The 26,531-nt window shown below is 39.0% G+C and carries 31 protein-coding genes, 2 pseudogenes and 1 other annotated feature; of the genes and pseudogenes, 6 read left to right on the forward strand and 27 right to left on the reverse strand.

Going from position 1 to position 26,531, the window contains the following annotated elements; genetic code table 11:
* A partial coding sequence (locus ACIQYG_RS24470; protein ID WP_225989706.1) for a hypothetical protein occupies nt 1–93 on the forward strand: 93 nt, incomplete at its 5' end.
* Nucleotides 94–302: 209 nt separating this feature from the next.
* Here the strand turns inward: ACIQYG_RS24470 and argS are convergent.
* The 4 genes from argS to ACIQYG_RS24490 form a co-directional block, all read right to left on the reverse strand.
* The gene (argS, locus tag ACIQYG_RS24475; protein ID WP_402843537.1) at nt 303–1,976 is read right to left on the reverse strand and encodes an arginine--tRNA ligase; all 1,674 of its coding nucleotides are present in this window, start codon (nt 1,974–1,976) and stop codon (nt 303–305) included.
* 40 nt (nt 1,977–2,016) lie between these two features.
* Nucleotides 2,017–2,235, reverse strand: a binding site (T-box leader).
* A gap of 67 nt (nt 2,236–2,302) precedes the next feature.
* Nucleotides 2,303–2,848, reverse strand: a complete 546-nt coding sequence (locus tag ACIQYG_RS24480) for a response regulator (protein ID WP_402843540.1) — start codon at nt 2,846–2,848, stop codon at nt 2,303–2,305.
* Nucleotides 2,849–2,940: 92 nt separating this feature from the next.
* Complete coding sequence (gene desA / locus ACIQYG_RS24485; protein ID WP_402843542.1) at nt 2,941–3,972, reverse strand: Delta(5) desaturase DesA; 1,032 nt, start codon at nt 3,970–3,972, stop codon at nt 2,941–2,943.
* 202 nt (nt 3,973–4,174) lie between these two features.
* Nucleotides 4,175–4,684, reverse strand: a complete 510-nt coding sequence (locus ACIQYG_RS24490) for a DinB family protein (RefSeq protein ID WP_402843545.1) — start codon at nt 4,682–4,684, stop codon at nt 4,175–4,177.
* Nucleotides 4,685–4,953: 269 nt separating this feature from the next.
* On the opposite strand from ACIQYG_RS24490, the gene ACIQYG_RS24495 reads away from it, so the two are divergent.
* Nucleotides 4,954–6,363: a LysM peptidoglycan-binding domain-containing protein gene (locus ACIQYG_RS24495; RefSeq protein ID WP_402843547.1), complete on the forward strand. Its 1,410-nt coding sequence runs from the start codon at nt 4,954–4,956 to the stop codon at nt 6,361–6,363.
* Between the two features lie 30 nt (nt 6,364–6,393).
* Here ACIQYG_RS24495 and ACIQYG_RS24500 read toward each other — a convergent pair whose 3' ends face one another.
* Together ACIQYG_RS24500 and ACIQYG_RS24505 are read right to left on the reverse strand one after the other, a co-directional pair.
* Nucleotides 6,394–7,290 carry a DMT family transporter gene (locus tag ACIQYG_RS24500; protein ID WP_402843550.1) on the reverse strand — a complete coding sequence of 299 codons (897 nt, stop codon included), beginning with the start codon at nt 7,288–7,290 and terminating at the stop codon, nt 6,394–6,396.
* Nucleotides 7,291–7,333: 43 nt separating this feature from the next.
* Nucleotides 7,334–8,467 (reverse strand): NADH-dependent flavin oxidoreductase, encoded by a 1,134-nt coding sequence (locus ACIQYG_RS24505; protein ID WP_402843553.1) that lies wholly within the window; start codon nt 8,465–8,467, stop codon nt 7,334–7,336.
* A gap of 135 nt (nt 8,468–8,602) precedes the next feature.
* Here ACIQYG_RS24505 and ACIQYG_RS24510 point away from each other — a divergent pair, with 135 nt between their 5' ends.
* On the forward strand, nt 8,603–9,469 hold the full coding sequence (locus tag ACIQYG_RS24510; RefSeq protein ID WP_402843556.1) for a LysR family transcriptional regulator: 867 nt from the start codon (nt 8,603–8,605) through the stop codon (nt 9,467–9,469).
* A 70-nt stretch (nt 9,470–9,539) separates the two neighbouring features.
* Here the strand turns inward: ACIQYG_RS24510 and ACIQYG_RS24515 are convergent, their stop codons facing one another.
* The 8 genes and pseudogenes from ACIQYG_RS24515 to ACIQYG_RS24550 form a co-directional block, all read right to left on the reverse strand.
* Nucleotides 9,540–9,743, reverse strand: a complete 204-nt coding sequence (locus tag ACIQYG_RS24515) for a zinc ribbon domain-containing protein (RefSeq protein ID WP_057276417.1) — start codon at nt 9,741–9,743, stop codon at nt 9,540–9,542.
* A gap of 318 nt (nt 9,744–10,061) precedes the next feature.
* On the reverse strand, nt 10,062–10,604 hold the full coding sequence (locus ACIQYG_RS24520) for a hypothetical protein (protein ID WP_402843559.1): 543 nt from the start codon (nt 10,602–10,604) through the stop codon (nt 10,062–10,064).
* A gap of 79 nt (nt 10,605–10,683) precedes the next feature.
* Nucleotides 10,684–10,839, reverse strand: a complete 156-nt coding sequence (locus tag ACIQYG_RS24525; protein WP_402843562.1) for a hypothetical protein — start codon at nt 10,837–10,839, stop codon at nt 10,684–10,686.
* Nucleotides 10,840–10,991: 152 nt separating this feature from the next.
* Complete coding sequence (locus ACIQYG_RS24530) at nt 10,992–11,948, reverse strand: ABC transporter permease (RefSeq protein ID WP_402843565.1); 957 nt, start codon at nt 11,946–11,948, stop codon at nt 10,992–10,994.
* Entirely contained in the window at nt 11,945–12,877 is a 933-nt protein-coding gene (locus ACIQYG_RS24535; protein ID WP_402843568.1) for an ABC transporter ATP-binding protein, read from the reverse strand. Before ACIQYG_RS24535 ends, ACIQYG_RS24530 begins: the two co-directional genes overlap by 4 nt.
* Before the next feature lie 250 nt (nt 12,878–13,127).
* A complete protein-coding gene (locus ACIQYG_RS24540; protein ID WP_402843571.1) occupies nt 13,128–13,364 on the reverse strand; it encodes a hypothetical protein in 237 nt (78 codons plus the stop codon).
* Between the two features lie 49 nt (nt 13,365–13,413).
* Nucleotides 13,414–13,908 carry a GNAT family N-acetyltransferase gene (locus ACIQYG_RS24545; RefSeq protein ID WP_402843574.1) on the reverse strand — a complete coding sequence of 165 codons (495 nt, stop codon included), beginning with the start codon at nt 13,906–13,908 and terminating at the stop codon, nt 13,414–13,416.
* Between the two features lie 101 nt (nt 13,909–14,009).
* Nucleotides 14,010–14,658: pseudogene (locus tag ACIQYG_RS24550) on the reverse strand (HAD family hydrolase).
* A 291-nt stretch (nt 14,659–14,949) separates the two neighbouring features.
* Here ACIQYG_RS24550 and ACIQYG_RS24555 point away from each other — a divergent pair.
* Complete coding sequence (locus ACIQYG_RS24555) at nt 14,950–15,747, forward strand: peptidoglycan-binding protein (protein WP_402843577.1); 798 nt, start codon at nt 14,950–14,952, stop codon at nt 15,745–15,747.
* An 86-nt stretch (nt 15,748–15,833) separates the two neighbouring features.
* Here ACIQYG_RS24555 and ACIQYG_RS24560 read toward each other — a convergent pair whose 3' ends face one another.
* Together ACIQYG_RS24560 and ACIQYG_RS24565 are read right to left on the reverse strand one after the other, a co-directional pair.
* Entirely contained in the window at nt 15,834–16,349 is a 516-nt protein-coding gene (locus ACIQYG_RS24560) for a GNAT family N-acetyltransferase (RefSeq protein ID WP_402843580.1), read from the reverse strand.
* Between the two features lie 11 nt (nt 16,350–16,360).
* On the reverse strand, nt 16,361–17,365 hold the full coding sequence (locus tag ACIQYG_RS24565; protein ID WP_402843583.1) for a phosphotransferase enzyme family protein: 1,005 nt from the start codon (nt 17,363–17,365) through the stop codon (nt 16,361–16,363).
* Nucleotides 17,366–17,518: 153 nt separating this feature from the next.
* On the opposite strand from ACIQYG_RS24565, the gene ACIQYG_RS24570 reads away from it, so the two are divergent.
* Entirely contained in the window at nt 17,519–17,653 is a 135-nt protein-coding gene (locus ACIQYG_RS24570) for a nucleotidyltransferase domain-containing protein (RefSeq protein ID WP_402843586.1), read from the forward strand.
* A 236-nt stretch (nt 17,654–17,889) separates the two neighbouring features.
* Here ACIQYG_RS24570 and ACIQYG_RS24575 read toward each other — a convergent pair whose 3' ends face one another.
* From ACIQYG_RS24575 to ACIQYG_RS24585, 3 genes are all read right to left on the reverse strand, one after another.
* A complete protein-coding gene (locus ACIQYG_RS24575) occupies nt 17,890–18,084 on the reverse strand; it encodes a hypothetical protein (protein ID WP_402843588.1) in 195 nt (64 codons plus the stop codon).
* 63 nt (nt 18,085–18,147) lie between these two features.
* A complete protein-coding gene (locus tag ACIQYG_RS24580) occupies nt 18,148–18,411 on the reverse strand; it encodes a hypothetical protein (protein ID WP_048683899.1) in 264 nt (87 codons plus the stop codon).
* A 698-nt stretch (nt 18,412–19,109) separates the two neighbouring features.
* On the reverse strand, nt 19,110–19,442 hold the full coding sequence (locus tag ACIQYG_RS24585) for a GNAT family N-acetyltransferase (RefSeq protein WP_402843592.1): 333 nt from the start codon (nt 19,440–19,442) through the stop codon (nt 19,110–19,112).
* On the opposite strand from ACIQYG_RS24585, the pseudogene ACIQYG_RS24590 reads away from it, so the two are divergent.
* Nucleotides 19,404–19,535, forward strand: a pseudogene (locus tag ACIQYG_RS24590) (SDR family oxidoreductase); the annotation flags it as partial. The gene ACIQYG_RS24585 and the pseudogene ACIQYG_RS24590 overlap by 39 nt on opposite strands.
* Nucleotides 19,536–19,585: 50 nt before the next feature.
* On the opposite strand, the gene ACIQYG_RS24595 reads toward ACIQYG_RS24590, so the two are convergent.
* The 8 genes from ACIQYG_RS24595 to ACIQYG_RS24630 all read right to left on the reverse strand — a co-directional run bounded on the left by ACIQYG_RS24595 (nt 19,586) and on the right by ACIQYG_RS24630 (nt 26,405).
* Complete coding sequence (locus tag ACIQYG_RS24595; RefSeq protein ID WP_402843594.1) at nt 19,586–20,005, reverse strand: VOC family protein; 420 nt, start codon at nt 20,003–20,005, stop codon at nt 19,586–19,588.
* Nucleotides 20,006–20,030: 25 nt separating this feature from the next.
* Nucleotides 20,031–20,930: a DMT family transporter gene (locus ACIQYG_RS24600; RefSeq protein ID WP_402843597.1), complete on the reverse strand. Its 900-nt coding sequence runs from the start codon at nt 20,928–20,930 to the stop codon at nt 20,031–20,033.
* A 527-nt stretch (nt 20,931–21,457) separates the two neighbouring features.
* Complete coding sequence (locus ACIQYG_RS24605) at nt 21,458–21,937, reverse strand: SRPBCC family protein (RefSeq protein ID WP_402843600.1); 480 nt, start codon at nt 21,935–21,937, stop codon at nt 21,458–21,460.
* Between the two features lie 22 nt (nt 21,938–21,959).
* Nucleotides 21,960–22,271: a hypothetical protein gene (locus ACIQYG_RS24610; protein ID WP_402843603.1), complete on the reverse strand. Its 312-nt coding sequence runs from the start codon at nt 22,269–22,271 to the stop codon at nt 21,960–21,962.
* A 96-nt stretch (nt 22,272–22,367) separates the two neighbouring features.
* A complete protein-coding gene (locus tag ACIQYG_RS24615) occupies nt 22,368–23,012 on the reverse strand; it encodes a Type 1 glutamine amidotransferase-like domain-containing protein (RefSeq protein ID WP_402843606.1) in 645 nt (214 codons plus the stop codon).
* Between the two features lie 398 nt (nt 23,013–23,410).
* Nucleotides 23,411–24,151 (reverse strand): type I methionyl aminopeptidase, encoded by a 741-nt coding sequence (gene map / locus ACIQYG_RS24620; protein WP_402843608.1) that lies wholly within the window; start codon nt 24,149–24,151, stop codon nt 23,411–23,413.
* A gap of 170 nt (nt 24,152–24,321) precedes the next feature.
* On the reverse strand, nt 24,322–25,677 hold the full coding sequence (locus ACIQYG_RS24625; RefSeq protein ID WP_402843611.1) for a TrkH family potassium uptake protein: 1,356 nt from the start codon (nt 25,675–25,677) through the stop codon (nt 24,322–24,324).
* Between the two features lie 260 nt (nt 25,678–25,937).
* Nucleotides 25,938–26,405 (reverse strand): hypothetical protein, encoded by a 468-nt coding sequence (locus tag ACIQYG_RS24630; protein ID WP_402843614.1) that lies wholly within the window; start codon nt 26,403–26,405, stop codon nt 25,938–25,940.
* Nucleotides 26,406–26,531 lie beyond the last annotated feature (126 nt).

A 26,531-nucleotide genomic window follows, 5' to 3' on the forward strand; every position in this document is an offset into this window, starting at 1 on the left:
TCACTTAAAGGCCTGCCGGCTACATTGATGAAAGAAGCAAGTAATGTTCGCTACCTATCACACATCAAAGCCCTATTCAGCCTAGCTTATTAATTCATTATCGCCGTGACATGTTCACGGTGCATGCCCTTATTCCCGGTTGGGAGTAAGGGCATTTTTCAATTCAGAAAAGGCGGGTACCCGCTGAAGGGGTCCCGCCATAATTCACTCTAATTGCATAGACGTTAAGCCAAGGTGGATCAATCGCATCGCAAATGCTTTGGCCTTCACCTACGATGATTATCCTGGTGTTTTTTTTCACCTTACATTTTATTCGGTGCTGAAATTCCCAATAAACTTAGCGCATCCTTCAATACAATCGCTACGGAAAAAGCGAATGAGAGCTTCATTTGTTTCCATTCATCTTCAACTAAGATTTTCGAATGTGCATAATACTTATTGAATGCACGCGATACATGCAAGCTGAATTTCGCGATTTGGGATGGATCGGCTTGTTCAAATGATTTTTGGACAATGATCGGGTATTGCTCAAGCAGCTGGATGACTGGCCACGCATATTCCCCTAAAGCGTCAAAATGGATGGCCTGCTCTTTAAAATCACCTTTTTCAAGCAATGAGGAAATTCGCGCAAATGTGTATTGTACATATGGGCCCGTTTCTCCCTCAAAATTCATCATTTGCTCTAATGAAAAATCAATATCGTTCATGCGGTTATTTTTTAAATCATTAAAGATTACCGCTCCGACACCAACCTGTCTTGCAACCAAATCTTTCTCTTCAAGCGCTTGATTTTTTTCTTCAATATTGCGCTTCGCAGTTTCGATCGCCTCTGCCAATACATCCGCAAGCAGCACGACTTTCCCTTTACGTGTCGACATTTTCTTACCGTCTTTTAGCATCATGCCAAATGCCACGTGCTGTAAGTCTTTTGACCACTCATACCCCATTTTCTCAATGACGTTGAAGAGTTGTTTAAAGTGCAGCGATTGTTCGTTTCCGACCACATAAAATGTTTTCTTTGCCTCATACTGTTTTTTACGATACAGTGCTGCAGCTAAATCACGTGTGGCATAAAGTGTCGCACCATCCGTTTTCGTAATCAAACAAGGCGGCATATCTTCCAATTGCACGACATAGGCACCTTCGGATAAGGCAAGCAGTCCTTTTTCTTTTAGTTCCCCGACAACAGCATCCATTTTGTCATTGTAAAACGCTTCGCCGGCATAGGAATCAAAACGGATGCCCAATAAATCATAAATCGTCTCGAATTCTTTTAAAGACGCATCCCTGAACCATTTCCACAATGCCAATGCTTCCTCGTCGCCATCTTCAAGCGACTTGAAGCTTGCGCGTGCTTGTTCATTCAACGATTCATCCGTTTCAGCTCTTTCATGGAACTTCACATATATTTTCAATAATTCCTGAATCGGCGAAGCTTCGATTGCCTCTTTGTCGCCCCACAGCTTATACGCGACAATCAACTTACCGAATTGCGTGCCCCAATCTCCTAAATGATTGATACGCACGGCATTGTAGCCATTTTTTTCGGCAATGTTGGCCAGTGCATTCCCTATGACCGTTGAACGTAAGTGCCCCATGGAAAAAGGTTTGGCAATATTCGGGGAGGAATAATCAATCACGACATTTCCCTGTCCAGTCTGTATCGAACCATACTGATCCTTTTCCCTTAATATCGTTTGCAGCACGTTTTCCGTCACCATCTGTTGATTGACGAAGATATTCAGATAACCTCCCACTACGTTCACTTCTTGGATCAACGTACTGTTTAATTGTTGGGCTATTTCCGAGGCAATCACCTGAGGCGATTTTTTGAATTTTTTCGCAAGAGTAAAGCACGGAAAGGCGACATCGCCTAACTCCATCAATTTTGGCTTTTCCATTAATTTTTCTATTTCACTTGCTGGCATTTCATTGTTCAAAGCAGTTGAAATCAATTCTGCAATTGGTTTATTCATCGACATTTTCCCTCCTAAACAAAAAAGCCCCCGCCTCTAAATAAGAGACGAGAGCATGAATTCCCGTGGTACCACTCTAGTTGCCACAAATTGCGGCCACTTTCCATTGTTAACGAGGTGACTCCCCGATATTCCCTACTAAACGTTTCAAGAAATTTCTCCAAAGTGCGCTTCATTCATCCGTCCTGCATTAGGCTCCCACCATCCCTAACTCGCTTTCCATTTCCAAATGAACTACTCTCTTCATCACAGAATTTTCAATATTATAATTTAATCCATCGTACACAATTTAAAAAAACGTGTCAACAGGATTTAAGAAACAAATCTTAACCAGCCGGTAACTTCATTTTATCCTTGATGTTGGAAAAATATTTCCTTACTGTCCCTATTGTGTCGCCTTTCTGATTGGACGGTTCAATTTTGGATTGACCATCGGCCAACAGCCCTAACACTCCCATTTCCCGGCCATTATGGCTGGAAGACCCATCAATAAGTTCTGGGGAGTATATTCGCTTGCCATCCATTATGCCGCGAATCGAACAGGCTAACTCTTCACCCGGGCTATCCTTCAATAAATAACCACTTACATTAGCCTTTAATGCGAGTTGAAAATAACCATTCCTTCGAAATGTCGTTAAAATGACCACTTTACACTCAAATGACCTTAATGCTTCTGCTGCCTCAAGTCCGCTCATTACAGGCATCTCCATATCCATGATACATACATCAGGCTGTAATTGGTGTACAAGAGCCATCGCTTCTTCTCCATTACTGGCTTGCCCGACAATTTCTAGATCTTCTTCAAGATTGAGTAGAGAACTTATTGCCTCTAACAGCATTTGCTGATTCTCTGCAATGACAATTCGAATCATTTTAAGTTCTCTCCTTTATCGAGTTCCTTATATGAAGCAAAGACTCCCCAAATCCGAGGATTATTAAGGGAGTCTGGAATGATACATGAACGTTACAGTTCAGATTTCACTTGAGCGGGAACACTTTTTTTCGTTAAATATTTTATGTCCTTGAAACTGACAAAATTCTTGGATTCCTCATCCCATAAACGGAAACGGAGTGAGCGCAAGCTTGTCGCAAGAGTAATCGTTGGAACGTTCTCTAAAGGCTGCGTATTATTGTGCGCCATTTCCAATTTATAGTTAGGCACCCTTGGACTTAAATGGTGAACATGATGGTAACCGATATTACCTGTAAGGAACTGCATCAATTTCGGAAGCTTATAAAAAGAACTTCCTTCCACTGCTGCCAACACATATTCCCACTCCTCATTTTCTTCAAAATAAGAGTCCTCAAATGTGTGCTGGACGTAAAACAGCCAAATGCCGACTGAACCAGAAATCATGAAAATGGAACCTTGTACCAGAAGGAAAGACTGCCAGCCTACTGCCAGGCAAAGCAATGCCACTAAAGCGACGATTAATGCATTGGTCAAATACGTATTCATTTTTTCCTTCTTTCTAGCACCTTTACGGTTAAATCTGTTTTTAAGAAGGAAAACATAAATTGGTCCCAGACCAAACATGACCAATGGATTGCGATAAAAACGATAGGCAAAACGAAGTTTAAGCGGTGCAGCCAAATACTCATCCACCGTAAGGGTCCAAATATCCCCTGTACCCCGCTTATCCAGATTACCGCTTGTTGCGTGATGCACAGAATGCTCATGTCCCCATTGATCAAACGGGAATAAAGTCAAAACACCCATGATCGTCCCGACTATTCGATTCGCACGGCGGTCTTTGAAAAATGAATGATGCGTACAATCATGAAAAATGATGAATATTCTCGTCAAGAATCCAGCAGCAAACACGGCAGGGATTAAAGCTAACCAATAAGAAACGGAAAGACTTATATATGCTAGGTACCATAAAATGATGAACGGCCCCAAGGTATTGATGATCTGCCATATACTTTGCTTTGTCGTTGATTGTTCAAAAGGAGCAATTTGTTTTCTCAAGGATTTCGTATTTTGCATGGTCATATTTCAATTGCACTTCCTTTTATTTGTCGTTATTCATAGTATAAAGAAACCAACTTGATTTTATTAGTACCAGGTGTCATGACTAGAAGATGACAAATGTCATGTACAAGTCATTTCCAGTGACAAACGTAAAAAAGGCCAACCAGTTAGAACCGGTTAACCTGTTCACATATAATTCCATCAGTAAGCAAATGCAATCCCGTTACTCTCCTTTTAAAAATAAATAAAGGCCATAATCCGTCGAAGTAGAGGCATAACCCATTTGGCGCAACATGGCCGTGATATTGCCGCGGTGATATGTTCCATGATTCACGACATGCGGCACCAATTCGGCTGCACTTGTTTTCATTAGGCCGCCAGCTGGATTCTCAATCATAAGAGGCTTATCTATATTTTCTTTTTCGCCAAGCAGCGATTTGTACCGCTCGGACAACTCAAAAAACATGGCCTCCATTTCCTCTAATTCCTTTGACTCTGTTTGTTCCTTCAGTTGTTCAGCCAGCTCCAATGCATGTTTCAGGCTTTTACCGGAAAAAACCTCCACCCACCCCAGATCGGAAAGATACACATGGGCCATCACACTCGATATCGATGAAAACACACTTTGAACTTCTTGATGGTAAACATCCTTTGGAAGCTCTTTTAAACGGTTGAAAATCTGATTATTTGCCCATATGTTAAAATCATAAAACTGTAATGCAAAATGTGACATTTGAACTCTCCCCTTTACTTACGAATCAATTGCCCTTCATACGGAATAATTCGTCCCACACGAAGGTTAGAAATGCCTTTCCACAATGTACCTCTATTTTATGGCTATTCTCCATAGTAAACTAGTAAAGTTAAATTTTACAAAGGGGAATTAAAATCATTGTGAAAAAATTCTTTGGATGTTTTATTATGTTAAGCCTTCTTTGTATGTGTCTCTTTCCAACCAGTGGTTATTCATCAAGTAAAACCCAATCTATAGGTTCTGTTAAAGTGGACAATACGAAAGTTTTTGGTTCTCCCAAATTAGGTTCTACTCTATTAAAGACCTTGAAGAAGGGCGAGGAGTTTCCCATCATTTCTTCTTCCGTCGGAGATTCTGCGGGTCCTATCATTCATAAAGTGAAGTCTGGAAACACATTATGGAAAGTGGCAAATCAATATGATGTTTCAGTAAGCGAGCTGCAAAAAGTGAATAAATTAACTTCTTCCGAAATAACTGTTGGCCAAAACCTGAAGATTCCCCAGAAATATAAGATCCATAAGGTTGTATCAGGAGATACATTATGGAAGATTTCTACTAAATACAAGGTAACAACAAGTGATTTGACGAAATTAAATAACTTACATACGGTTACCCTTAAAGTTGGCCAAAAATTGAAGGTTCCGGATTATTACTACCAGGTTCAATTGCTTGGCGGAAAAAAGGGATGGATAAAGAAATCCCAGCTTCAAAAAAAGGCGCAAAACCGTATCGTCATGGGCTGGAAGCATAATGGATCGAAAGAAAGCTATACCCAGCAAATTAAACAACCCAATTTAAATGTAGTATCTCCCCGTTCTTACACGTTGACGGATACCGGTAATTACGTTTCCGTTTCTGTAGATACAAAATACGTCCAATCTGCCCATAAACAAGGAAAACAAGTTTGGCAGCTTATCGGGAATAAATTTGATCCCGTTTTAACTGGTTCTGTACTAGGCAATACAAAAAAACGCCAGAAATTAGTTTCAGCTTTACGCGATTCACTTGTTAAAACGAAAAGTGATGGAATAAATGTAGATTTCGAAAACATCGATCCAAAAAATAAGAAGGACTTTGTACTTTTCATAGGCGAACTAAAAAAGGCACTAAAACCGCATGGAATTAAAGTGTCTGTGGATGTCACCCGAGAAAATGACGACCCTTTTTGGTCAAAAAGTCTAGATAGGAAAGCACTTGGCAAAATAGCGGACTATATAATCATAATGGGTTATGACGAGCATTGGGGAGGGAGCCCGGTAGCCGGGTCCGTTTCCTCGTTACCTTGGATCAATGAAGGAACCAAGCTTTTAATGAAAGAAGTACCTGCCCATAAGATCATATTGGCTGTACCATTTTATACGAGGGAATGGGTGACCGATTTGTCGACCAAAAAAGTGAAAAGTCATGACCGTACCATGGCTGAGGTCAACAAAATCATTTCAACTCAAAAACTTAAAAAGGTATGGGATAAAAAGACTCAACAAAATTACGTGGAGTATACTTCCAAAGGGAAAAAGCATCAAATTTGGATAGAGGATAAAAAATCGATGAAGCTCCGTATTGACCTGGTAAAACAAAATCATCTAGGCGGTGCAGCTGCTTGGTACATTGGATCGGAAACCCCTGACATTTGGGATGTCTATCATTTTAATCAATAGTTAATGAAAAAATCATAAAGGAAAAAGGCCTCACATTGTGTGCGGCCTTTTCTGTATGACATCATTTTCGGTCGGTCCAGTCGTCTTAAGTGAATAGACCACCCCAATAAATATCAAGGAAATGCCCAGAATTTGAATGCCGTCCGGTTTAAATCCTGAAAGCAGAATATCCAAAAGGATGGCAACTGCCGGATCGACAAAAATCATGAAAGATACTACATTTGTAGGCAAATGGCGAATACTATTAAAAAACAGCAAATACACGACGCCTGTATGGATGATGCCGGTAAGCACCGTATAAAACCATTCGGAAGATTTTAAGGTTGTATATACGGAAAAATCGACAAAAGGAATCAGTACTAAAAATCCAATGAACATTTGCAGAAATGTAGTCGCATATACACTGGTCTTTGCAATGCTCTTTCCTAAAAGCATGGTTGCCGCATAGAAAAATGCAGCAATGATTCCATACATGATGCCTTCCCATTCAGGGGATGATGATCGAAATCCATCTGTTCCCATAATGAGTAATGTGCCAATGAAGCAAAGGGAAATGGCCAAGATGGAGAATACATTCATTTTCTCCCTAAAGATGAAGCTCCCTATAATGAGTACAATGATCGGCGCTAAATGATAAAGCGAAATGGCGATTGTCACCGATATCAGCTCAAAAGATTTAAAGAGGAATATCCAGTTTAACAAGTTCGCCACCGCGCAGAAAATGATGAGCATTACCTCTCTACCATTCCATATTTCGTTCTTGAAATGTCCTGTAATCATCCAGGCTGCACATAAGAATAAGGCAGCACAAATGCAGCGAACAAAAACCAATTCCAATGCAGGAAGTCCTGATAGTTCCGAAAAGAAACCGACAGAACCGAAGATTGTCATGGCTAAAGACAGTTGAAGAAGTGCTATTTTATTCATTTAATTTCCCCTCATTAAATTTCCATTTTTTACATTAATACTATCATTTCTCGGGCATGCCGTCACGAGTAATGATATTCGCCCACATTCGATCCGGAATACTTAATTTACACCTGCTATCGCGCGGCAAGGTTGTCATGATCTCATCTTCCCTGCCTTCCTTTATTTTGGCGGCCCAGTCAGGTTCCATCAGTAATTCCCTTCCCAATCCGAAAAGCGGTATATTTTTCTCAAGCACAGCATTTGCTTCCTCTGGAGTATGAATCGATCCTAGTGATATGAAGCTGGTCCTGCCAGCGATGATATCACGGAGAATTTCGGTCCTTGTCAATCCCCTGTTCAATCCGCTTCTAGGCATGGACCAGACATTTTTAACAGAAAGATGTAAATAGGAAAGCCCTTGGGTTGCCAATTTATCTACCAATGCAGCTGTATCCTCCATTTTCAATCCGCCTTCTTCCGGTTCTTCGGGGGAGAAGCGATACCCAATAATGAATTCCTTGTCTGCGTATAGATCACGGATCCGCTTCACCTCCGCAATGACGGCAAGTGGAAAATGCATTCTATTCTCCAAACTCCCTCCCCAATGATCTCTCCGTCTGTTAGAGTGGGGTGAGAAAAACTGCTGAATGAGATATCCATTCGCTCCATGGATTTCCACGCCGTCGAATCCTGAACGAATGGCATGGCGGGTGGCTCTTCCAAAGTCTTGAATAGTGGATAGAATCTCAGTGTGGCTCATTGACCTTGGAATGTACTCCCCGCCCATTTCTGTATAAACGCTAGCAATGACCCCGCTCGGACTAACCATTTTTTCTCCTCCTGTACAGCTTGGAAGACTCTCGCTTCCGCCATGATGAAGCTGGAGAATGGCTTTTGCACCTTTTGATTTGATTGTTTTTGAAAGCTCTGTAAGTCCAGCGATGCTTTGTTCATCAAATACTTTCATTTGCCTGGGAAAGCTTGTAGCAACAGGCGAAATGGCGGCAGCGGCAGTAATGAACATGCCAGGTCCATCTGCCCTTCTTTTATAGTAAGCTAATTCCTCATCAGAAACCAAGCCATCCTCTTGACCTGAATAAGTGGTCATCGGGGCAACTACAATCCTGTTTTTAAGAACCGTTCCATTAGAAAGCGTGTACGGTGAAAAAATTTGCCCATATTTTCGTTTCATCATTTTCCCATCACCCATTCGTATTTTAATTTGTAATTTTATTGTATTCTCGACCGTACCATAAGTAAAATGAATGTTTTTCATCACTTCGATTAGAGTTTCTCATGTATAATCAATTAGAAGAAGGGTGTGGGGCATTTGAATTTTTTTCAACTGGAAGTATTTTTACATGTTGTCGAACAGGGGAGTTTTACGAAAGCGGGAGACCGGATCGGACTGACTCAATCAGGCGTGAGCCATAACATTACAGCACTTGAAACGGAACTTGGTGTGACTTTATTGAAGCGAGACCGAAAAGGTATAACACTCACGACTGCGGGAGAACAAGTAATTCCACATATGCGGGCCATCGCTGCCAACCTTGCACATATCGAACAAAAGATTGCAGCTGTGAATGGAATGGAAATCGGTAAAATAACGATTGGCAGTTTTCCAAGCTTCACTGCCAGATTCATACCAAAGCTATTCTTTATCTTTAAAGAAAAATACCCTAATATCGATTTGCTGATTCATGAAGGTGGATATGAGGAAATCTTAAAATGGATCGAAGAAGGAACAGTGGACATCGGCTTTGCAGCAAAACCAGTGAAGAACGTGGAATTCATCCCTCTGCTAAATGATCCTTTATCAGCTGTGGTATATGAAGGCCATCCACTTTCAGGGAAAACCGTATTGAACCTAGAAGACTTCGTTGATCAACCATTCATCATGCTGCGATCTGGCTGTGAAACACTCATAGAAGATAGATTCCTGGAAGCCAAGATAAAACCAAACATTTCATACGACATAAAAGACAATCAAACCGTGCTCTCAATGGTAGCAGGAAAATTAGGCATCACGATTATGCCCGACCTGGCTTTACCGGAAAAAAACGAACACATCAAAAGCCTGCCCTTGAACCCGGAACTTTCACGGGAGATCGGATTGGTCATGAAATCATCTAAACACCTTTCACCCGTCGCCAAGGAATTTACAAAAGTCGTTCAAGACCATTTCATCGGGTAATGAGCTGCATGATGAAGAAAAAACAAGAATCCCCTTTTCATGTAAAAGGGGATTCTTTCCGTGCCAGTGATCATCCAAAGAATAGATCCAGCAGATTACTGCCTGCAGATGATTGCCTATTATAAAACTCCGAATAACCGCACTGCTTGCAATACACAACCGTAAATTGATTATTCTGGACATCGAACATTTTTGACAAGCCTGTTCCTGTCATGGCTACATCCTTCTTGGCAGCATCATTGCTACCACATTTCATACAACCCTTTTCGCTCATGATCCTTCATCTCCCAATTTATAAAAATGATAAATGCCGTTAAATACCGGTGCTCCCAAGCACCGCACACAATTAATTATACGGATAAAGTAATAAATGGTTTCATGAATTATAAAAAAATGGAAATTCACCCCCTTGTTATTTCCCCTTAAACTTTAAAGTAGGCAAACCATGATACACACTAATTGCAAAATAATAGAGTAAAACCATATGCATAGCATCATTTATAGGAACCGGGGTATCATCAAGTTTAAAAATGGTAAATGCGGCATATCCCCCAACAAATATGATTGGATAAATGATGTAATGATACAATCATTAAATGACACCTGCATCATCCAATCGTATTTCTGCGACCCTTCCACCTGGAACACACCAAAATTCCAAGGTAATATTTCGTTTATGGTCAATGTAGCCGATAATATCCGCTCCCTGTTCATAACTTTTATAATAATGATCTCCATACTTCGAAAGGACGTCCGCTTTCTTACTTCCTAATTTAATACCTTTGCTTGTTTGAAGGGAGTTTTCAAATTGATCGTCGTCCGTACTTGAAATGATTAACCTCATGATTTTCCCTTTATCCTCGTCTGTATTGATAGAGGCCGTTTTTAACCCGCCTTTCCAATAATAATAATCATAAGCATTATTATTATCCTGATCGATGGGTTCACCATATTCCCTAATGAATTCTGGACTCGATATGTTATCAAACACTTTAAATCCCCCGATAGATTCATCAGACAAATCTGTTGATTTTGTCAAATTTTCAGAGAATGCCGAGTACACATAGAGCCCTAACGCTGCTCCAATAATTGTAAATACAATGACTAACTTTCGTTTATAATGCATTTTCCCCATCTTTAAATCTGCTCCATCTCTATCAGATTATTTCCGCGCAGCCGCAATTAAATAGTGTATTGTACATATGTAATTGTAGCTACTGACTAGCAAACAGGTAGGAACTGATCCCCATTGCGAATCCTCCGCCTATCCCGATCACAACGCCAGCAACTGTCCATTGTGATATGATCATGCCCATTAGAAATAAAGAAAATCCTATAAGTCCAATTAATAGAACCTTATTTTTAGTCATTTTACACCCCTATATCCAGCTGAATATCCTCATATTATCTTATACGGATAAATTTGGATAAAGGTTTCACTTTATGCCAGTTTCAAAGCAGTAACATTCCCGTTACATAAGAAAAACCGAAATCAGCCACTGATTTCGGTTTTTCGCTCTATTTAATTAGTGATATCTTTTTTCTGGAAGAAGAAGAAAGTTAGCGCTAAAAAGATAAGATAATAGATTCCGAGTACACCCATCGAGAATCCCAGTGTAGCTCCATCGAACATTTCTATCGTTCCGGAAATATAGCCCCTTAAATCAAGATGCGGGAATAAGACGAACTTTAACCACTCGTATTTTCCGATGAATGATTGAATGACCATATTTAATGTCGAAGAGGCAAATAGGATGAAAATGGATATACCCACTGCAAGTGCTTGGTTTTTAAATAATGTGCTTAGCATGAAAGCGATGGTCGTGATGACCAAGAATCCTGGTATCCAGTAAACGATCATGTCCACGAAATATTCGCCGACTACCACCGGACTGAATTCGAAAGATGCAGGATCCATGATTTTGTCTGAATACGAACCATTGCCAAAGAATATGATTCCGATTAGATAACTGAATATAAGTAGGCTCGCAAGTAATAACGCTGCAAATAACAGGGAAGTAATATATTTGGAAAGCAGGATCTTCCAACGTTTATAAGGCCGTATCAACAGTTGTTTAATGGTGCCATCCGAAAATTCCGAGGAAACGAGCGAGCTGCAGACAATAACGACGAATAAAGTGACAAATGATGTTAATAATGTCGTGTATTCAGCCATATAGGTCCAATTCGTGTTTAGGTCAGGGTTTATATTATCGGCCAACAGTTGCTTTTTGTAATTAATGTCGTCCATGATGGCGGCTTTTTCATCTTCACTGATTTCCTTAGCTTCCAAAGCCTTTTGCTGTTCTTGGATATCGGCGTTTAACTCTTGCTTCCAATCTTTATCCGTTTCGTCAGGGCTTAGTTTATAATCGATGACCGCAGCCCCTAATGCTGCCAATAATAGGAAAGCGATGAATATATAAGTTGATACTTTTGAAAAGATTTTCATCCATTCATTTTTTACTAAGGACATCATACAGACTCCCTCATTTCCTGCTCAGTGATTTCGAAGAATTTATCTTCCAACGATTTTCTTGTAATACTAATTTCATAGACATCGAGTTGATTTTCAATAAAACTCCTATTAATATTGGCCGTTTGTTCTCGTGTTGCCGATACGGAGATTGTTTTCGAATCATTTTTCAGGATCGTAATATCCGCAAACTGTTCTTGAAGGATTTTTTTAGCTAGCTTCCCACCACTGACAGTGAATGACACTTCATTGATCGTTTCGGTTTTTTCATCAACAATATGTTCTTTCGTATGGATCAGTTTTCCCTTTTCGATAACGGCAAAACTATCGCACATCAATTGCATTTCCGATAGTAAATGTGATGAAATCAATATTCCGACGCCTTCACTTGCCAGTACTTTCAAATAATCACGAAACTCGCGAATCCCTTGCGGATCCAAGCCATTCGTCGGTTCATCAAAAATCAATAACGATGGTTTATGTAAAATGGCCTGTGCCACGCCAAGGCGCTGGCGCATTCCTAATGAATATGTTTTAACTTTCTTATCGATGGCATGATCCAGTTTGACAAGCTTAATGACCTCTTCTATTCTCTCATTGGATATGTCATTGGATGACATCCGGGCATAATGCAGAATATTCTTTCTGCCTGTCATATACTTATAAAACTCCGGATTTTCAACAATGGCCCCCAATTCATTCATCGCACCTTCGAAATCATGATCGAGGTCACTGCCATTGATCATGACCGTACCGCCCGTACGATTGATGAGACCTGTGATCATACGGATGATCGTGGTCTTACCAGCACCATTCGGACCAAGCAAACCAAATATTTCATTGCTTTTTATTTCAAAGCTAACATTGTCTACGATGGTTGCTTTTCCAATTTTTTTAGTTAAGGATTGAACCTTAAGAACCGATTCAGACATATAATACCTTCCTTTTTTATGAATTTCCAAAATCACACAAATTCAACATTACCATATTATGCATATTATTACTATACTGATATTCTTCTAATTGGGTATATTGAACCAATGCCTCCGTCGGCGTCAACTTCCCGCCCCCATTATCCAAAAACACTGCCTTCACTTTTTTTCTTCGAAATAGCAACAACTCCTATATATCGTTACCATTTTATACGATTCCGTAAGAATAAAGTTTCAGGATTAGGAAAATTTACCACAATTTAAAAAATATATAGGTAAATCCGATAGAAATGGCCAGACCCATTGCAAATAGAAGGATTTTTCTAATATTGGAAGGTAAGAGCTTATATATCATCATTAAAATTACATCGATGAAATTCGTTGGTGTGCCGATCTCTTTGATCCCTTTCTTTTTGCCAAAAATGGAGAACCACATTACAAAAAGACCGCATAAAATAAAAATGATGGAAAAAATCTTATATCCCATTGTCTGTCACCCGTTTCCTCATAGGCTAAACGATATTGTTATTATTATCTTAATTTTCAAGTTTCAAAATGAATTCTTCAACCTCTTTGCCTCTTGCATGGGAATACCCTTTGTCCTCATCGAATCTTTCAAATCCGCATTTTTCCAGCACCCGGATGGATGCAAGGTTATCCTTGGCTGCACGGGCATAAACAGGGCGGACTTTTACTTTCGGCAAAAAATGGAGCAATGCACCTGTAGCGATCCCTTTCCCCCAATATTGCTTCCCGATCCAATAACTCACTTCCGGGTTACCAAACTGTTCAAACTTGAGAATGCTGCCCGCAACACATCCGTTGTGGATTATCGTCATTTTTTGAATATCCCGGTTCGATAAGATGTTCTTCCAATGTGTCAAAAAAGCCGCCTTGTCTGATGGATCCTTGGATGTGAAAGCAGCCATATAGTTTGCGGCAGGATCCAATTGCTGCCCGAAAAAGATAGGAAGATCACTCTCCTTGACCTCCCGCAGCCGGACTCCTTCGTCATTTGTTTGCAATCCCATAAACTCATCCTCCCCACCAAAACATAACCAGAAAAACCGAAGACTCTGCCTTCTTCGGCGCGGTTTCATTCTTATATCTTACTATAATAACCGTTGAACTGTTATTGCTCAATATGCTTCATAACATCAGACAAGCTCTTATCCGCCATGGATCGGAGACGTAAATGATGGTTTTCAAAAGCTAAAGCGTCCGTCACGGGATTAGGAACGATTACACACTTTAATCCAGCAGTCAGGGCCGCTGAAGCCCATTTAACGAATCTTCAAATGCTACGGCTTCTGTAGGCTGAATGCCCAGGACTTCAATTGCCTTTACATACAAATCAGGCGCTGGCTTGACTTTATCGACATCATCCCCTGTGATGATAACTTCAAAATAGTTTAACAGTCCGAGTTGCGCCAAATGATGGGTGACCCACTCTTTCGTCGAGCTTGAAGCGAGGGCGATTTTATAACCATTTCTTTTGCTTCTTCTAAATAATCCTTCACACCTTCACGTGCCTGTGATGTTTTCATCTTTACTTCATGGAGGCTTTTTGCTCTGGATTCAATTTCTTCAATGTTGCACCTTTCCCCCAGCTGATCTTTGAAATACTGATTTAGTTCAGTATTATCGGTTCCGATACATGTAACAAAATGTTCGAGAGGCAAATCAAATTCATATATTGCCATCGTTTCTTTATAAGCCTCATACCAAACCGTTTCCGTGTCTAAAATTAAACCATCAAAGTCGAAAATAACTGCCTTAATCAAATGATTTCCTCCTTTAATCATGAAAAGAATTTCTAGTAACTTAAACGTACATGAATGAATGCCCCTGTTCAACCAAACGGTTCCGTTCCGTTTCCATATGAAAATGATTTTTTCCATAATTCGTTAATCAATAAGGATATGGTAACCCGATCTCTGCCTCATTTCTTTTCTTTCTGTTACATGTTTTAACAATTACTTAGTGCCTTTGCGGTGTTTTTCCTTAACTGCGCCTAAAAGGGTGATAGTTTAACGAATTGTTTAATGCAGGAAACAACGAGGAGGATAAACATGAAGAAAATATTATTAACGATCCTAACGGCTTCTGTATTCATTCTAGGAGTTTGCATGCCAACTAAAGGCGAAGCCGCTGCTTTGGATCGCACACTTTCATTTGGGATGAGTAATAGTGATGTAGAACAATTACAAGAATTATTACTGACAAAAGGGGTTTTTCCCTATCATGAAGCAACAGGTTACTACGGACCGATTACAAAGGAATCCGTAAAGAAGTTTCAGGAAAAATCAGGGCTGAAAGTCGATGGAATATCAGGAACACAAACGAATCAGAAAATACAGGTACTGAAAAGCGGGGATATGGGAAGACCTGTAGCTGAACTGCAAAGGCTATTGAAAGCCTGGGATGTTTACACATCAACGGTCGATGGCATTTATGGAACGGGTACAAAACAAGCAGTCATGAACTTTCAAAAGCAAAAGGGTTTATCCGCTGACGGTATAGCCGGTGCACGGACCTTCAGTAAATTAGAAGAAAGAGCCAGTTCAGCGAGCTCAGCCGTTAAAGAACTGACAGTTACAAGTACGGCTTATACTGCGAGCTGTGAGGGATGTTCAGGCACTACAAGAATGGGTGTCGATTTAGAAAAATATGATGATGCCAAACTGATAGCAGTCGATCCGAACGTGATTCCGCTAGGCTCCATCGTTGAAGTCGAAGGCTACGGACAAGCCATCGCTGCAGACACGGGCGGTGCGATCAAAGGAAACAGAATCGATGTATTCATCGCAAAAGAATCGGATGCTTTAACGTGGGGAAGAAAGCAAGTGAAGGTAAGAGTAATTAAATGATGCATGACATAAACATCGTTTTAGTTTAGATACATAACAAAACCGGAAGAGCATGTATTGAATCCATTCATGCTCTTTCGGCCTGATCAAACCAATTTGTACATGATAATATCATCAACGTATTCACTTTCGCTCAGCTTGAATTCTTTGATTTTACGGCCTTCTTCAACAAACCCCAGCCTTTTATACAATGATATTGCCCGATGATTTGTTGAAAAAACTCCTAAACTCACCTTTTCAATCAACGGATTGGCTTCTGCCCAATCCAATAACGCTTCAATAAGCTCTTTTCCAATTCCCATCCCTCTGAAATTTTTTCTAATCATCACCCCAAATGAGCCCTTGTGGGACATTCTCTTCCTATTTTCCGATTGAAATGCTATCCATCCAACCACTTCATCATTCATTTCGGCCACGATGATGGTTTCCCGTTCATTTTCCAATAACCTTCGTATCCAATCTCGTTGCTGTTCAGGTGTTTTATTGAACTCCCCCGATACGGCAATAAAATACTCGCCTTCGGAAATAACGGAATTCTGTACATCCAAAACCGCTTCCGCATCTTCCAATACACCAGTCCGGATCATATATGCATTTGACATTCCAATCCCCCTTAATGAACCATGTTCGGATCGAAGTGAACAATAGTTCGGCCTTCCATGATTCTTTGTTCGATTTTTTGAACGCTGTTGTATAATGAACGATCCGCACTCTTCAAATCATACTTTTTATGAAAAAAGTTATATAACGTTAAATCCCTTAGCTTTAAAAATAGAGGAATCGTTTCGTATTCCACAGATGCCAGGATATTTTCCGTCTCATACCCTTTTATGAATTCCCTCATGAACTTGGCAGCATATTCATCGAGCCCTTTTATCCCTTCACGTTCCAAACTCCACATCAGATAGTACAGAGGTATCGCCAAATCGCTGGCAAACCAGTGATAAGAACAGTCATCAAAGTCAAAAACATGAATCCTCCCCTCATGATAATGGAAATTGCCGTTATGTATATCAGAATGAATCAAGCCAAAATTATCTTGATGAACTGGAAGGGCATTCAATTTCTTCTTGATTACTTCTTGTTGGCGGATCACTTGCTTCGGTACATCGGATTGATAGAGCTGGACATTCAATAATTCCTCTTCATACCAATCCAGCCGTTTATATTTTGTTTCAGGCTTATAACTTTTTGTTTGTTTATGCATTTGGCCAATGGTTCTTCCCCATTCAAAAAATAAAGGTTCGTCGAAATTTTCATCTGTGACTTTCACCCTGACACCAGGAGCTTTTTCAAACAGACAACAATAAAATTCCGTACCATCCGAGCCCTTTACACTTTCGACTAAGTTCTTTTCTTTCGAAGAGAGAACTTTAGGAATGTCACTTCCATTATTCTGTAAATGCTCAATCCACTTTAACTCAGCAAGAACTTGATCTTTTGTACGATGTGATTGATGTGTCATTCTTAAGATATATGGCGTTCCATCCCTGTAAACCTCAAAAACGTAGTTCTCTGCATCTCCAAGTTTAACCGCATTCCCAGCATTCACTTGAAAAAAATCCCCAGCCAATTTCACCAATTCATTAGAAAAAATTCGTTCTACCGCCGCTTCCATGATTCTCACTCCCATTAATGATATTGCTAACTTTAAAAACGATTATACTATCTTTATACGATACCAAGATGCCTTTTTCCTTTATTTGTATATATTGTTTTTTTATAAATCTTTGGACTTTGCTCCCTCCCTGAAGCTCCTTCCTTTATCATCGTGTTTGGTTCTTACGCAAAGAACACTACACATAGGGATAGTGACATTAATGTGGCGTTCTACAGTCAAGATTCATCACATATTACATATGAGTTATTTTATTCGCCCAGGAACTGGCAGATATCCTTAAAATAGATGTGGACCTGATTAATCTAAGGACAGCATCAACCGTTTTTCAGGCACAAATTTACACACCGATATTGTGATTTATTCAAAAGATGACACACATCTAAAAAAGTCCATTTATGGAGAATGATATGATTTTGAACAAGGCTTATAAAGCGGCATCCGGGTAAAAGAGGTATCCAACGAAAGCACCTACTTTCTCATACTTCAAAAAAAAAAAACGCCCTATAGGGCGCGTCCAAAAATCAAGTTTCCTTTTCCTCTTCATTCGCTATTCTATTGAACTTCAAGATCGTTTCTTCGATTACTGGATTATTGAATTCCTCTTGGATGGCTGATTGTACAAATTTATCTTCACCATTCATTTCATCCCACTCATTAACACTGTAATCTGGATCCCGACGATTTGATTTACCGTTTTGTTCCTCATTATTTGACAACTATCTTCACCTCTTATACATAGTAGAGTTCGAACCATTCATAAGCAGAAAAAGTTTAACTTTTTAATAATCATCCTTGATTGAAATGGGTGAACCCGTTGAGGTATGTTGATTAACCCAGTCAAGCGATACTTTTGAAACGGCATCCCATTCAGGTATTTGGGCTTTATGTTGTTCCACCCAGCTCATGCAATATTGCGGGTCGATATTGCTTTCTTGAGATTTTGCCAAAAATGACTGAATTGTAGTTTCCGTACAATTTTCCCATGATCCACATGTATCCTGCCAAATATGTTCCATTTTCATTTGTATATTTTCGTTAGCCATTGGGTTTCCTCCTTAATTAAATGTTACTTTTTGATATCTTAATTAAGTATGTCCAAGGCTAAATAAATCATTACAAAAATTGGGGTTTTTCAGTGAAAGAATGAATTTACAGTCGTAAAAATGATGAATAAACAGATTATCCGCCAAAACCAATAACTGCTTATGAAAGGAAAATCATTGTTACTTCAATCTCCTTTACACCTTTATACAGCCAATTGTATGGAAACAAACCAAAATATAGAAACACGACCCCCGTTATAAAAACAAAAACTACCAACACTTTCAACCTGACGTCATTATGAAAAAAGGCCGCCCCAGCACCCTGAAGCTTAAATAACTATCCAGCTAACTTCAACGTGGAAAGTTATACATTGTGCCCCTTGGAACCATCGCCATTTTTCAATGGGGCATATACTCGGCAATCGGCGTTTACACGTGAATTTAGCCGATTTACTCGTGAATTTCACGCTTTTACTCGTGAATCGGCGTTTACTCGTGAGTTTCAGCGATTTACTCGTGAGTTTTAGCAATTTAATCGTGAATTTCACGCTTTTACTCGTGAAATTATTTTATATTGATCTATTCTACTAAAAATGTTTTTAATCCGATACACATATTGGACAATGTGTCTTACATTCACTCCATCAAGGGCACAAAAAAAAGCTGAATGCTCAGCTCTTTTACATCGCTATTTCCATTCACAGCGTTTTTCTAAATGAATAGCACCATTTATCATAATCTAATTTCTCTTCATAGAAACGGTGGGCTTCGTTTCGCCGGATCCCTGATTCCAATGCAACATATGCAGCTCCGTTTTCTTTTGCCCAGTTATGTATATGGCTTAATAACTTCTCTCCATATCCAAATGATCGGTGTGCAGAATCTGTTACAAGGTCATAAATGAATACATGACGTTTATTATAAAAGTTAACTCTCCAGCTTAATCCGGCCAAGGATACAACCTGGTTATCCTTATATAAAGCATACAGGCAGAACCCCCGCTCGTCCGCCCTGGGCAGCCGGCAGATCATGCAGGCGCCTATGTGCTGCTAGCATCTGATGAAGGTGCTTATATAACAGGACAGTGCATTCACATCAACGGCGGGATCACGATGTCCTCATAAAACCGAAACGACCGAAAAGCTCCATGCTTTTCGGTCGTTTTCATTCAAATTTAATTTCCTATGCCAGGCGAATTCATCAATACAATTCTCCAACCATCCGGATCTTCAATCGTAACACCGGATTTTTCCCAATAGGGATTTTCCGGAGAAGCTGGTTCATAGCCCATACCTTTCAACCTATTCGTGATTTCCTCAATGGTTTTACGTTCAGGAATATAAAAGACAAGCAGATTATCTTTTGATGGGGCAGGACAAGGACTTCCATCTTTATGTTGAGTAAACTCTAAATGATAGCTGGAATCAGGAAGCCCGATCATGATGCCGTCATATCCATCGTGCCCTTCGAAAGAACCGATTTTTTTCAAACCTAATCCTTCACAATAGAAGTTTACTACCTTTTTTAGTTGATCAGTAGGACGTGCAACCCGGATTTGCGCTACTTTCATTTCATTTGGCCATTTACTTTCCATTGTCCCATCCCTCTCTTAAATCGAATTATATTTCTTCTTTCAAATTACTTTTACCAATATTGATGCCAAACCCTAATGCAATAGCCGCACCTAAACAACTGAAAAGACAACCAGTTCCCAAGAAAATGGTTGGATCTGATTCACCAATCATCACTGAAGCTATACCTCCAATTGCAGGAAAAAGGGCAACCATGTATCCACTTTTCGCCCCACCTATTTTCTCTACAAGCTTGAGGTAGAATAGCCAAGCTCCAAAGGAAGCGAATATAGTTAAATAGAACAAAGCAGATAAATATGTAATGGATGTCGGTAAAGTGACTGCTTGTCCTTGAATAAACACAATTGCCGCTAAAAGAATTCCTCCTGCTGCAAATCCAAGCACATTCGCATAGATTGGGTTCACTTTCTTCCTGGCATTTCTGGCAGAGCTTGCATCGCCCAATGCAGTAAGGATGGTACCAAGAACAGCCATCATGATACCCTTTATATCATTGAATCCATGAATACTATTTAAACTCGGATAAATAACAATACAAACAGCCAGCACTCCAATCATCCCACCAATTAAGATACGTGAATGTAATGGTTCCTTCAAAAAAATACGAAGGGCAATGGGCGTTAAAATGACTTTCAATGAAAATATTAATGTAACCATTGCCGCTGAACTTAAGATAGTGGCGTAATAAAGGCATAAATAGCTTAAAGCAAAATTACAAATTCCAAACACAATAATAAATGGAATATCCTTTTTCTTTGGTTTTCCTTTAGGTCTAAGAATGCACAATAAAATGAAGAATAGGATTGCCGTCAAACCTAAACGATATGTTAAAGATAATTCTAAACTCACAGGTGTACCTTGAATCTTAACGGCAATAAAATTAAGTCCCCATACTAATAAACAAAATATGTACATAAAGTTAGTCATAATAAAATGACCAATTTGCGATATTGCCCACTTTCTATCAGTTTATTAAACTCGTCGTAAATGATTTTCCCATCCATAATTTAACCGCCTTATATTAATAATCACATATGTAATAATACAGTAAATATTACCAATCTAAAGGGAATTGTCAATACATATAAATACATTCCGAAAAGCCCTCCAGTTAATTTGGAGAGCTTACCATTCGCTAACGACTATTAGCCCCAGACTTAGAAAAACTCGGTAATTGAGTTTCTACAGTTTTGGAAAAACGTTGCAGCTGATTTCAGAAATCCGCTGCCGACTGTCTGCCAAGCCGCATCAAAGCAAAGCGTCTGTCGGGTCTCGGCTAGCCAGTTATTCGGCAGGAGTGTCGCAAATTTCATCCATCCATTTAGAGTTTCATCCATAAGCGAGTGCCCTACGTTCAAATCACCGTTTTTATAATCAGGGTTCGGGATGAGACCATTCCGAACTCCCTTTTGTCTACAAACTACGGATAACGACCATTAGCCTTTATTGCTAACTTATCCAGTTTCAACCAATTCCTTCAGTCCCATAAACATTAAATTCCAGCCATATTCAGATCCATCGTGATACTCTCCAAGAGCTTTTTCGATATCGGATTTCGTCCAATTTTCTTCATGAGGAACGATGATTCTTTGTGAAAATGTCATTTCACAGCCCTTTTGAAGTTCTTTCAGCTCAACTGAAATTGTATCTACTGCTTCACTGAATTGCGGCATTTTAAAAGTGAACACTAATTTTTTTGGAGGGTCCATTTCAAGGTACTCCCCTATCGCCCGATAATCTTTTCCATCGCGATGATCAATAATTTCCCAAGTACCTCCCACTTGAGGATCATTTTGTGCCACTTTATTTGTCCCCTCCAATGTAAAAAACCATTTTCTCATCATCTCAGGGTTTAACCATGCATCAAATACCCTTTCAGCCTTTACATCAAAATTTCTAATCATTTTTAAAGTGGTTGTTGAGTGTTTTTCCATTTATATACTCCTTACGTCATTTTTACATGCTTTTCAATTCTTCTTTTGAGACAGCACGCCAACCGTGTGCTTCCAGTTTCTCTATATAGGTTTCCATCCTGATTTCCTCAATTTCGATCGCAAGCGGGTGCAGTGATACTAAACATTCATTCGAAGCATAATTTATGGTAACCTTTGCAACTTCATATCCATTATGAAATCCTGGATCGAACCCAGGATCATCGATTATATCCCCGTTAACAGGACGAATATCAGATTCAAATGTTTTCATCATTAACCTATTCTTTTCTTGTTCTTTTACTGATGTTATGAAGATCATTAAATTTATTTTCATTGCAATCTCCTTTTCTCTATCCTTAGCGACCGGCGACCTTGCACCTGCATAAGAAAAATGCTGCCGCAACTTATTGGGATAAAGCGCCTGCCAGCTCTATAAGACTTTGGTATTCACTATTTCCTTTTTCATATTTTTAAAGGAATAAATATCATTTATACCTTTAAATAGTTCCCCGTTCTTGGAGAAAATTGCACTTCCATTTGGTATTGCATATATCTTTCGTTCATTTGATAGGGGAATTAATTCTCCATCTATATTATCCTCGTAATGGACCTCAACGCTAAACCCGATTAATCCTAAGCCCTTGATCACTATCGTTTCTGGATAGTCTTTATCTTTTGTTATTATGCAATCATTGCAGAAAGCTAATGAGCCCGCACTATATCCAATGATTAAACCTTGAAAGTTTTTGATGATTGGGGTAAGTCCTTTTTCTTCAATTACATGGATTAACCTTTCTGGCTTTCCACCAATAAAATAAAGAATATCATGTTCTATTATAGTCTTTTTCATTTCTTTGCCTGAAAGGTCTTCATTTAATAATTCAATACTTACATTCTCCATGATTGAAAAGGCTTGTTTGATACTTACCATCCAACTTTCATACCTGGAATTGTCGGTTGCAAAAGGAATTATTAAAATCTTAGCTTCAGATTTAATCATTTTTGAAAGTTCCAGGAACACTTCACCTAATTCATTATTCGTGTGATTTCCACCACCAATTAAACAAATTTCCATATATGTCCCCCTTTAATTACAAACCATTCTTAAAATATTCTATGTAAAAAGGACAATACCTTTTGATTCTTTGTAACTAAAAAAAGTAACTATTCGCTAAAGAATAGTTACTTCAAAATAACCGGATTGGAATAAATAGGACAGGAGAGAGTTGTCCTATCCACTTCCATTATATGGAATAACGATTACAAGGTGAAAAAATTATCTGTTAGGGAAACAGTCCAAAGAGACTTTGTCTAAGCCCCTATAGCTCCATAAGAAAAAGAGCTGCAAAAGCAACTCCCTTATTTAAGTGGGTTGATGTGAAATACACCAATCGAATCCTTGTTTTTTTAGATGTTTATAATTCACTTCATTTAAGTTTCCCACTACTTATATTACAAGTCCTTTTCCGCGAATTAAAGCGTGACAATAATCGGACCGTTTTTAGTTAGGATGATCGTATGTTCCAATTGAGCTACATAGCTTTTTTCTGTAGCATAGGTCCAACCGTCTTCTTTTTGGAATACTTCTTCTTCAAAGGTTGAGATAAATGGTTCGAATGCGATAACCATCCCTTCCTTTAATATATCATTATCCCATGGATCATAATAATTACAAATATGGTCAGGTGCTTCGTGTATTCTACGTCCAACACCATGTCCAGTAAGATTTTTGATAACCGTGAATCCATTCTGTCTCGCTGTTTCGAACACTGCTTTTCCGATTCTACTTTTTTTGGAACCAGGTTTTGCTTTCTTAAGACCTGCTTCAAATGCCTTTTTGGCAACGTCGCATAATTTCGCTAATACTTCTTCTCCTTCTCCTACTACAAATGAGATTCCCGTATCTGCGAAATAACCGTTCTTCGAAGCAGATACATCTATATTTACTAGATCCCCTTCACGAATAACCCGATGACCCGGAATGCCATGTGCCACTTCTTCATTAAGGCTAATGCAAGTAAAGCCAGGAAAATCATATTCCCCTTTTGGAGCTGAAACTGCACCCGCTTTTTCTAAAAGTTCCCCGGCTATATCATCAAGTTCTTTGGTCGTTATGCCAGGAATTGTTCTTTGTACCAATTCATCTCTAATGGTGGCAATAATTTTGCCAATTTCCTTCAAACCATTAAAATCATCTTCTGTTTTTGCAATCATTTTTTTCCTACCTCATTATCTTTTATCATCAATAAACTATATAAGCATTCATTATACCTTTTATTTTAGCGGAAAATAAAAGCAATGTACATTATTGGGTACAATGCGCCTCAGCTTGAACTTTTCTTCGACCAAGAAATAGACCACAACCTTTGCAGTAGTACATTTTTTTATCCTATAATGATGCGCTCTTTTGGATAGTGATACGCATGTTTTAATGGTTTGCCCCCCATACTGAATAAGAAGGTAAACATCCCGATTTTCCCTATAAACATTAAAATCATGATTACGGCCTTTCCGGCAGTACTCAATTCCGGTGTAATGCCAAGCGAAAGGCCTACAGTGCCAAAAGCAGAGGAAACTTCGAATAAAATTTCCATTAGGGAAAAGGCAGATTCAATGCATTCAAGAATGACAACTGCCACACTGCACAGTATCATACCTGTTGTGAAAACGATGAACGACTTGATGATATCTTCCTCATCGATCTCCCTTTTGAATATTTTTATTGTTCTGTTCCCTTTCGCATAGTTGTAAATGGTAAGCAGCATCACAGCAAACGTGGTGGTTCTTATCCCACCACCAGCACTGCTGGGGGATGCCCCTATGAACATAAAAATACTCAGTAACAATATGGTAGGTACTGAAAATTGGTTGACGTCGCTGATCGCCATTCCGCCAGTCCTTGAAGATATCGAATAAAAAAGAGAATGGACAAAGAATTGATGCCAAGTCTTTTCTGAATAGAAAGTACTATACTCAAACAGATAGATGAAAATGGCTCCAATTACGATCAGTATGAAAAAAGTTACGGTTGTGATTTTAGTGAACAAGGAGAACCGGAATGGCATCTTTCCCTTATGCCTGAGCCACTGACTTACCTCCATTAAAACAGGAAAACCAAGGGATCCGATAATAAAGAGTACTATATTAAGGGTCAGGACAAAATAATCGTCTGCAAACGGAATCAGTGATTTTCCTGTGATATCAAAACCTGCATTTGTCGTTGCAGACACAGAGGCGAAGAAACCCTGCAAATAAGCCTCTTGCCATGTTGGGAAATACTTCAAGAAATATGTACCGAAAACAACAGCCCCTAATAGCTCAATCATGACAAAGAAAAAGAAGATCATTCGTATGAACCGAACAATCCCGGAAAAAGTTGGGCTGTTTTGTTCTGTCGTCATGAGTATTCTTGCCCTGAGTCCTATTTTTTTTCCTGATGCAAGCCATAGTATTGTTCCGAAAGCCATGATCCCAATTCCACCAAACTGGAGAATGATTGCAAAAATAAACGTACCGGGAACACTAAGCAGCTGGCTTACATCTACCGTGGATAATCCTGTTACAGTTACCGCACTGATAGAAATGAATACTCCATCAATAAATGAAAGCTCTGCATTCTGCGTTTGAGTAATGGGAAGCAGCAATAAAATGGTTGAAACCACTACAGCTACCAGGTAATAAAAAACAATGATTTGAGCAGCAGATAGCCGTTTTGTTATATTCTCTATTTTACTAGTCATTTCTCTCCAACTTCTATATGTTTTTTGACAAACATATACCTAATTTTGTATGAACGTACCATTGCAAAACTTCAACTTATACTAACTTGTCCATTAAATTAAGAAAATAAACTCCTCAAAATAGCTAAAAACCCCTTAGGGCCTCAAGGGGGGGATGTCTTTCGTTTTATGTATATGTATGTTTTATACATCGTTCGTTAGTTCCGTAAGAAAAAAGGTTGCCGCAGCAACCTCACTTTTTGAAGAAAACCTATCCTTGCTTAGCTTCTCAAATAAACAATACCGTTTCTTCGCTCTACTTGAAAATTTAAATCATCCTTACTATTAAGCATATAACCAACATCTTTATTATTCTCTAATTCAAAAGATATGCCATATCCATTATTCTCAGGATAACCATATAAATAGCAGACCACTTTTCCATCTTTTAAAAATACAATTTGATTCATTCCTTCATTTACAGTTTCGCTAATAGTATCCCACTTATAACCTACCGTTTCATATATATGATCTTTCGGGGTATATGGTGGAAAGGAATATACCACATCCCAGTCAAACGGTGTTACTTCTAATAAATTTATTGTTTCAGCGGAATGTCCAATTGATAACACTTCTTCTTTTAACAACTCTTCGTTTACATCCCATAAATCTTTCTTTAATAGATTTATAAAGATAGCTATACAAATAATCCCCAAAGCTATAATTAATACTGTCTTTTTAGATTTCATAAATATACTCCACCTTGAACAACAACCTTCCTAACGAATATGAAACTTAATTATAACAATTATTCCCAAAAAAGTAATTACTCTTAATGAACGATCCTGCCCCGTGCATTAATGAGCTGTTAGGAA

It is taken from the genome of Peribacillus sp. NPDC096622 (assembly GCF_044762665.1).
GTDB lineage: Bacteria > Bacillota > Bacilli > Bacillales > DSM-1321 > Peribacillus > Peribacillus frigoritolerans_B.

Coding starts and splice junctions, on each gene's coding strand:
- argS (WP_402843537.1), bottom strand. CDS start 1,976: ATGAATAAACCAATTGCAGAATTGATTTCAACTGCTTTGAACAATGAA.
- ACIQYG_RS24480 (WP_402843540.1), bottom strand. CDS start 2,848: ATGATTCGAATTGTCATTGCAGAGAATCAGCAAATGCTGTTAGAGGCA.
- desA (WP_402843542.1), bottom strand. CDS start 3,972: ATGACCATGCAAAATACGAAATCCTTGAGAAAACAAATTGCTCCTTTT.
- ACIQYG_RS24490 (WP_402843545.1), bottom strand. CDS start 4,684: ATGTCACATTTTGCATTACAGTTTTATGATTTTAACATATGGGCAAAT.
- ACIQYG_RS24500 (WP_402843550.1), bottom strand. CDS start 7,290: ATGAATAAAATAGCACTTCTTCAACTGTCTTTAGCCATGACAATCTTC.
- ACIQYG_RS24505 (WP_402843553.1), bottom strand. CDS start 8,467: ATGATGAAACGAAAATATGGGCAAATTTTTTCACCGTACACGCTTTCT.
- ACIQYG_RS24515 (WP_057276417.1), bottom strand. CDS start 9,743: ATGAGCGAAAAGGGTTGTATGAAATGTGGTAGCAATGATGCTGCCAAG.
- ACIQYG_RS24520 (WP_402843559.1), bottom strand. CDS start 10,604: ATGGGGAAAATGCATTATAAACGAAAGTTAGTCATTGTATTTACAATT.
- ACIQYG_RS24525 (WP_402843562.1), bottom strand. CDS start 10,839: ATGACTAAAAATAAGGTTCTATTAATTGGACTTATAGGATTTTCTTTA.
- ACIQYG_RS24530 (WP_402843565.1), bottom strand. CDS start 11,948: ATGATGTCCTTAGTAAAAAATGAATGGATGAAAATCTTTTCAAAAGTA.
- ACIQYG_RS24535 (WP_402843568.1), bottom strand. CDS start 12,877: ATGTCTGAATCGGTTCTTAAGGTTCAATCCTTAACTAAAAAAATTGGA.
- ACIQYG_RS24540 (WP_402843571.1), bottom strand. CDS start 13,364: ATGGGATATAAGATTTTTTCCATCATTTTTATTTTATGCGGTCTTTTT.
- ACIQYG_RS24545 (WP_402843574.1), bottom strand. CDS start 13,908: ATGGGATTGCAAACAAATGACGAAGGAGTCCGGCTGCGGGAGGTCAAG.
- ACIQYG_RS24555 (WP_402843577.1), top strand. CDS start 14,950: ATGAAGAAAATATTATTAACGATCCTAACGGCTTCTGTATTCATTCTA.
- ACIQYG_RS24560 (WP_402843580.1), bottom strand. CDS start 16,349: ATGTCAAATGCATATATGATCCGGACTGGTGTATTGGAAGATGCGGAA.
- ACIQYG_RS24565 (WP_402843583.1), bottom strand. CDS start 17,365: ATGGAAGCGGCGGTAGAACGAATTTTTTCTAATGAATTGGTGAAATTG.
- ACIQYG_RS24580 (WP_048683899.1), bottom strand. CDS start 18,411: ATGGCTAACGAAAATATACAAATGAAAATGGAACATATTTGGCAGGAT.
- ACIQYG_RS24585 (WP_402843592.1), bottom strand. CDS start 19,442: ATGATCTGCCGGCTGCCCAGGGCGGACGAGCGGGGGTTCTGCCTGTAT.
- ACIQYG_RS24595 (WP_402843594.1), bottom strand. CDS start 20,005: ATGGAAAGTAAATGGCCAAATGAAATGAAAGTAGCGCAAATCCGGGTT.
- ACIQYG_RS24600 (WP_402843597.1), bottom strand. CDS start 20,930: ATGACTAACTTTATGTACATATTTTGTTTATTAGTATGGGGACTTAAT.
- ACIQYG_RS24605 (WP_402843600.1), bottom strand. CDS start 21,937: ATGGAAAAACACTCAACAACCACTTTAAAAATGATTAGAAATTTTGAT.
- ACIQYG_RS24610 (WP_402843603.1), bottom strand. CDS start 22,271: ATGAAAATAAATTTAATGATCTTCATAACATCAGTAAAAGAACAAGAA.
- ACIQYG_RS24615 (WP_402843606.1), bottom strand. CDS start 23,012: ATGGAAATTTGTTTAATTGGTGGTGGAAATCACACGAATAATGAATTA.
- map (WP_402843608.1), bottom strand. CDS start 24,151: ATGATTGCAAAAACAGAAGATGATTTTAATGGTTTGAAGGAAATTGGC.
- ACIQYG_RS24625 (WP_402843611.1), bottom strand. CDS start 25,677: ATGACTAGTAAAATAGAGAATATAACAAAACGGCTATCTGCTGCTCAA.
- ACIQYG_RS24630 (WP_402843614.1), bottom strand. CDS start 26,405: ATGAAATCTAAAAAGACAGTATTAATTATAGCTTTGGGGATTATTTGT.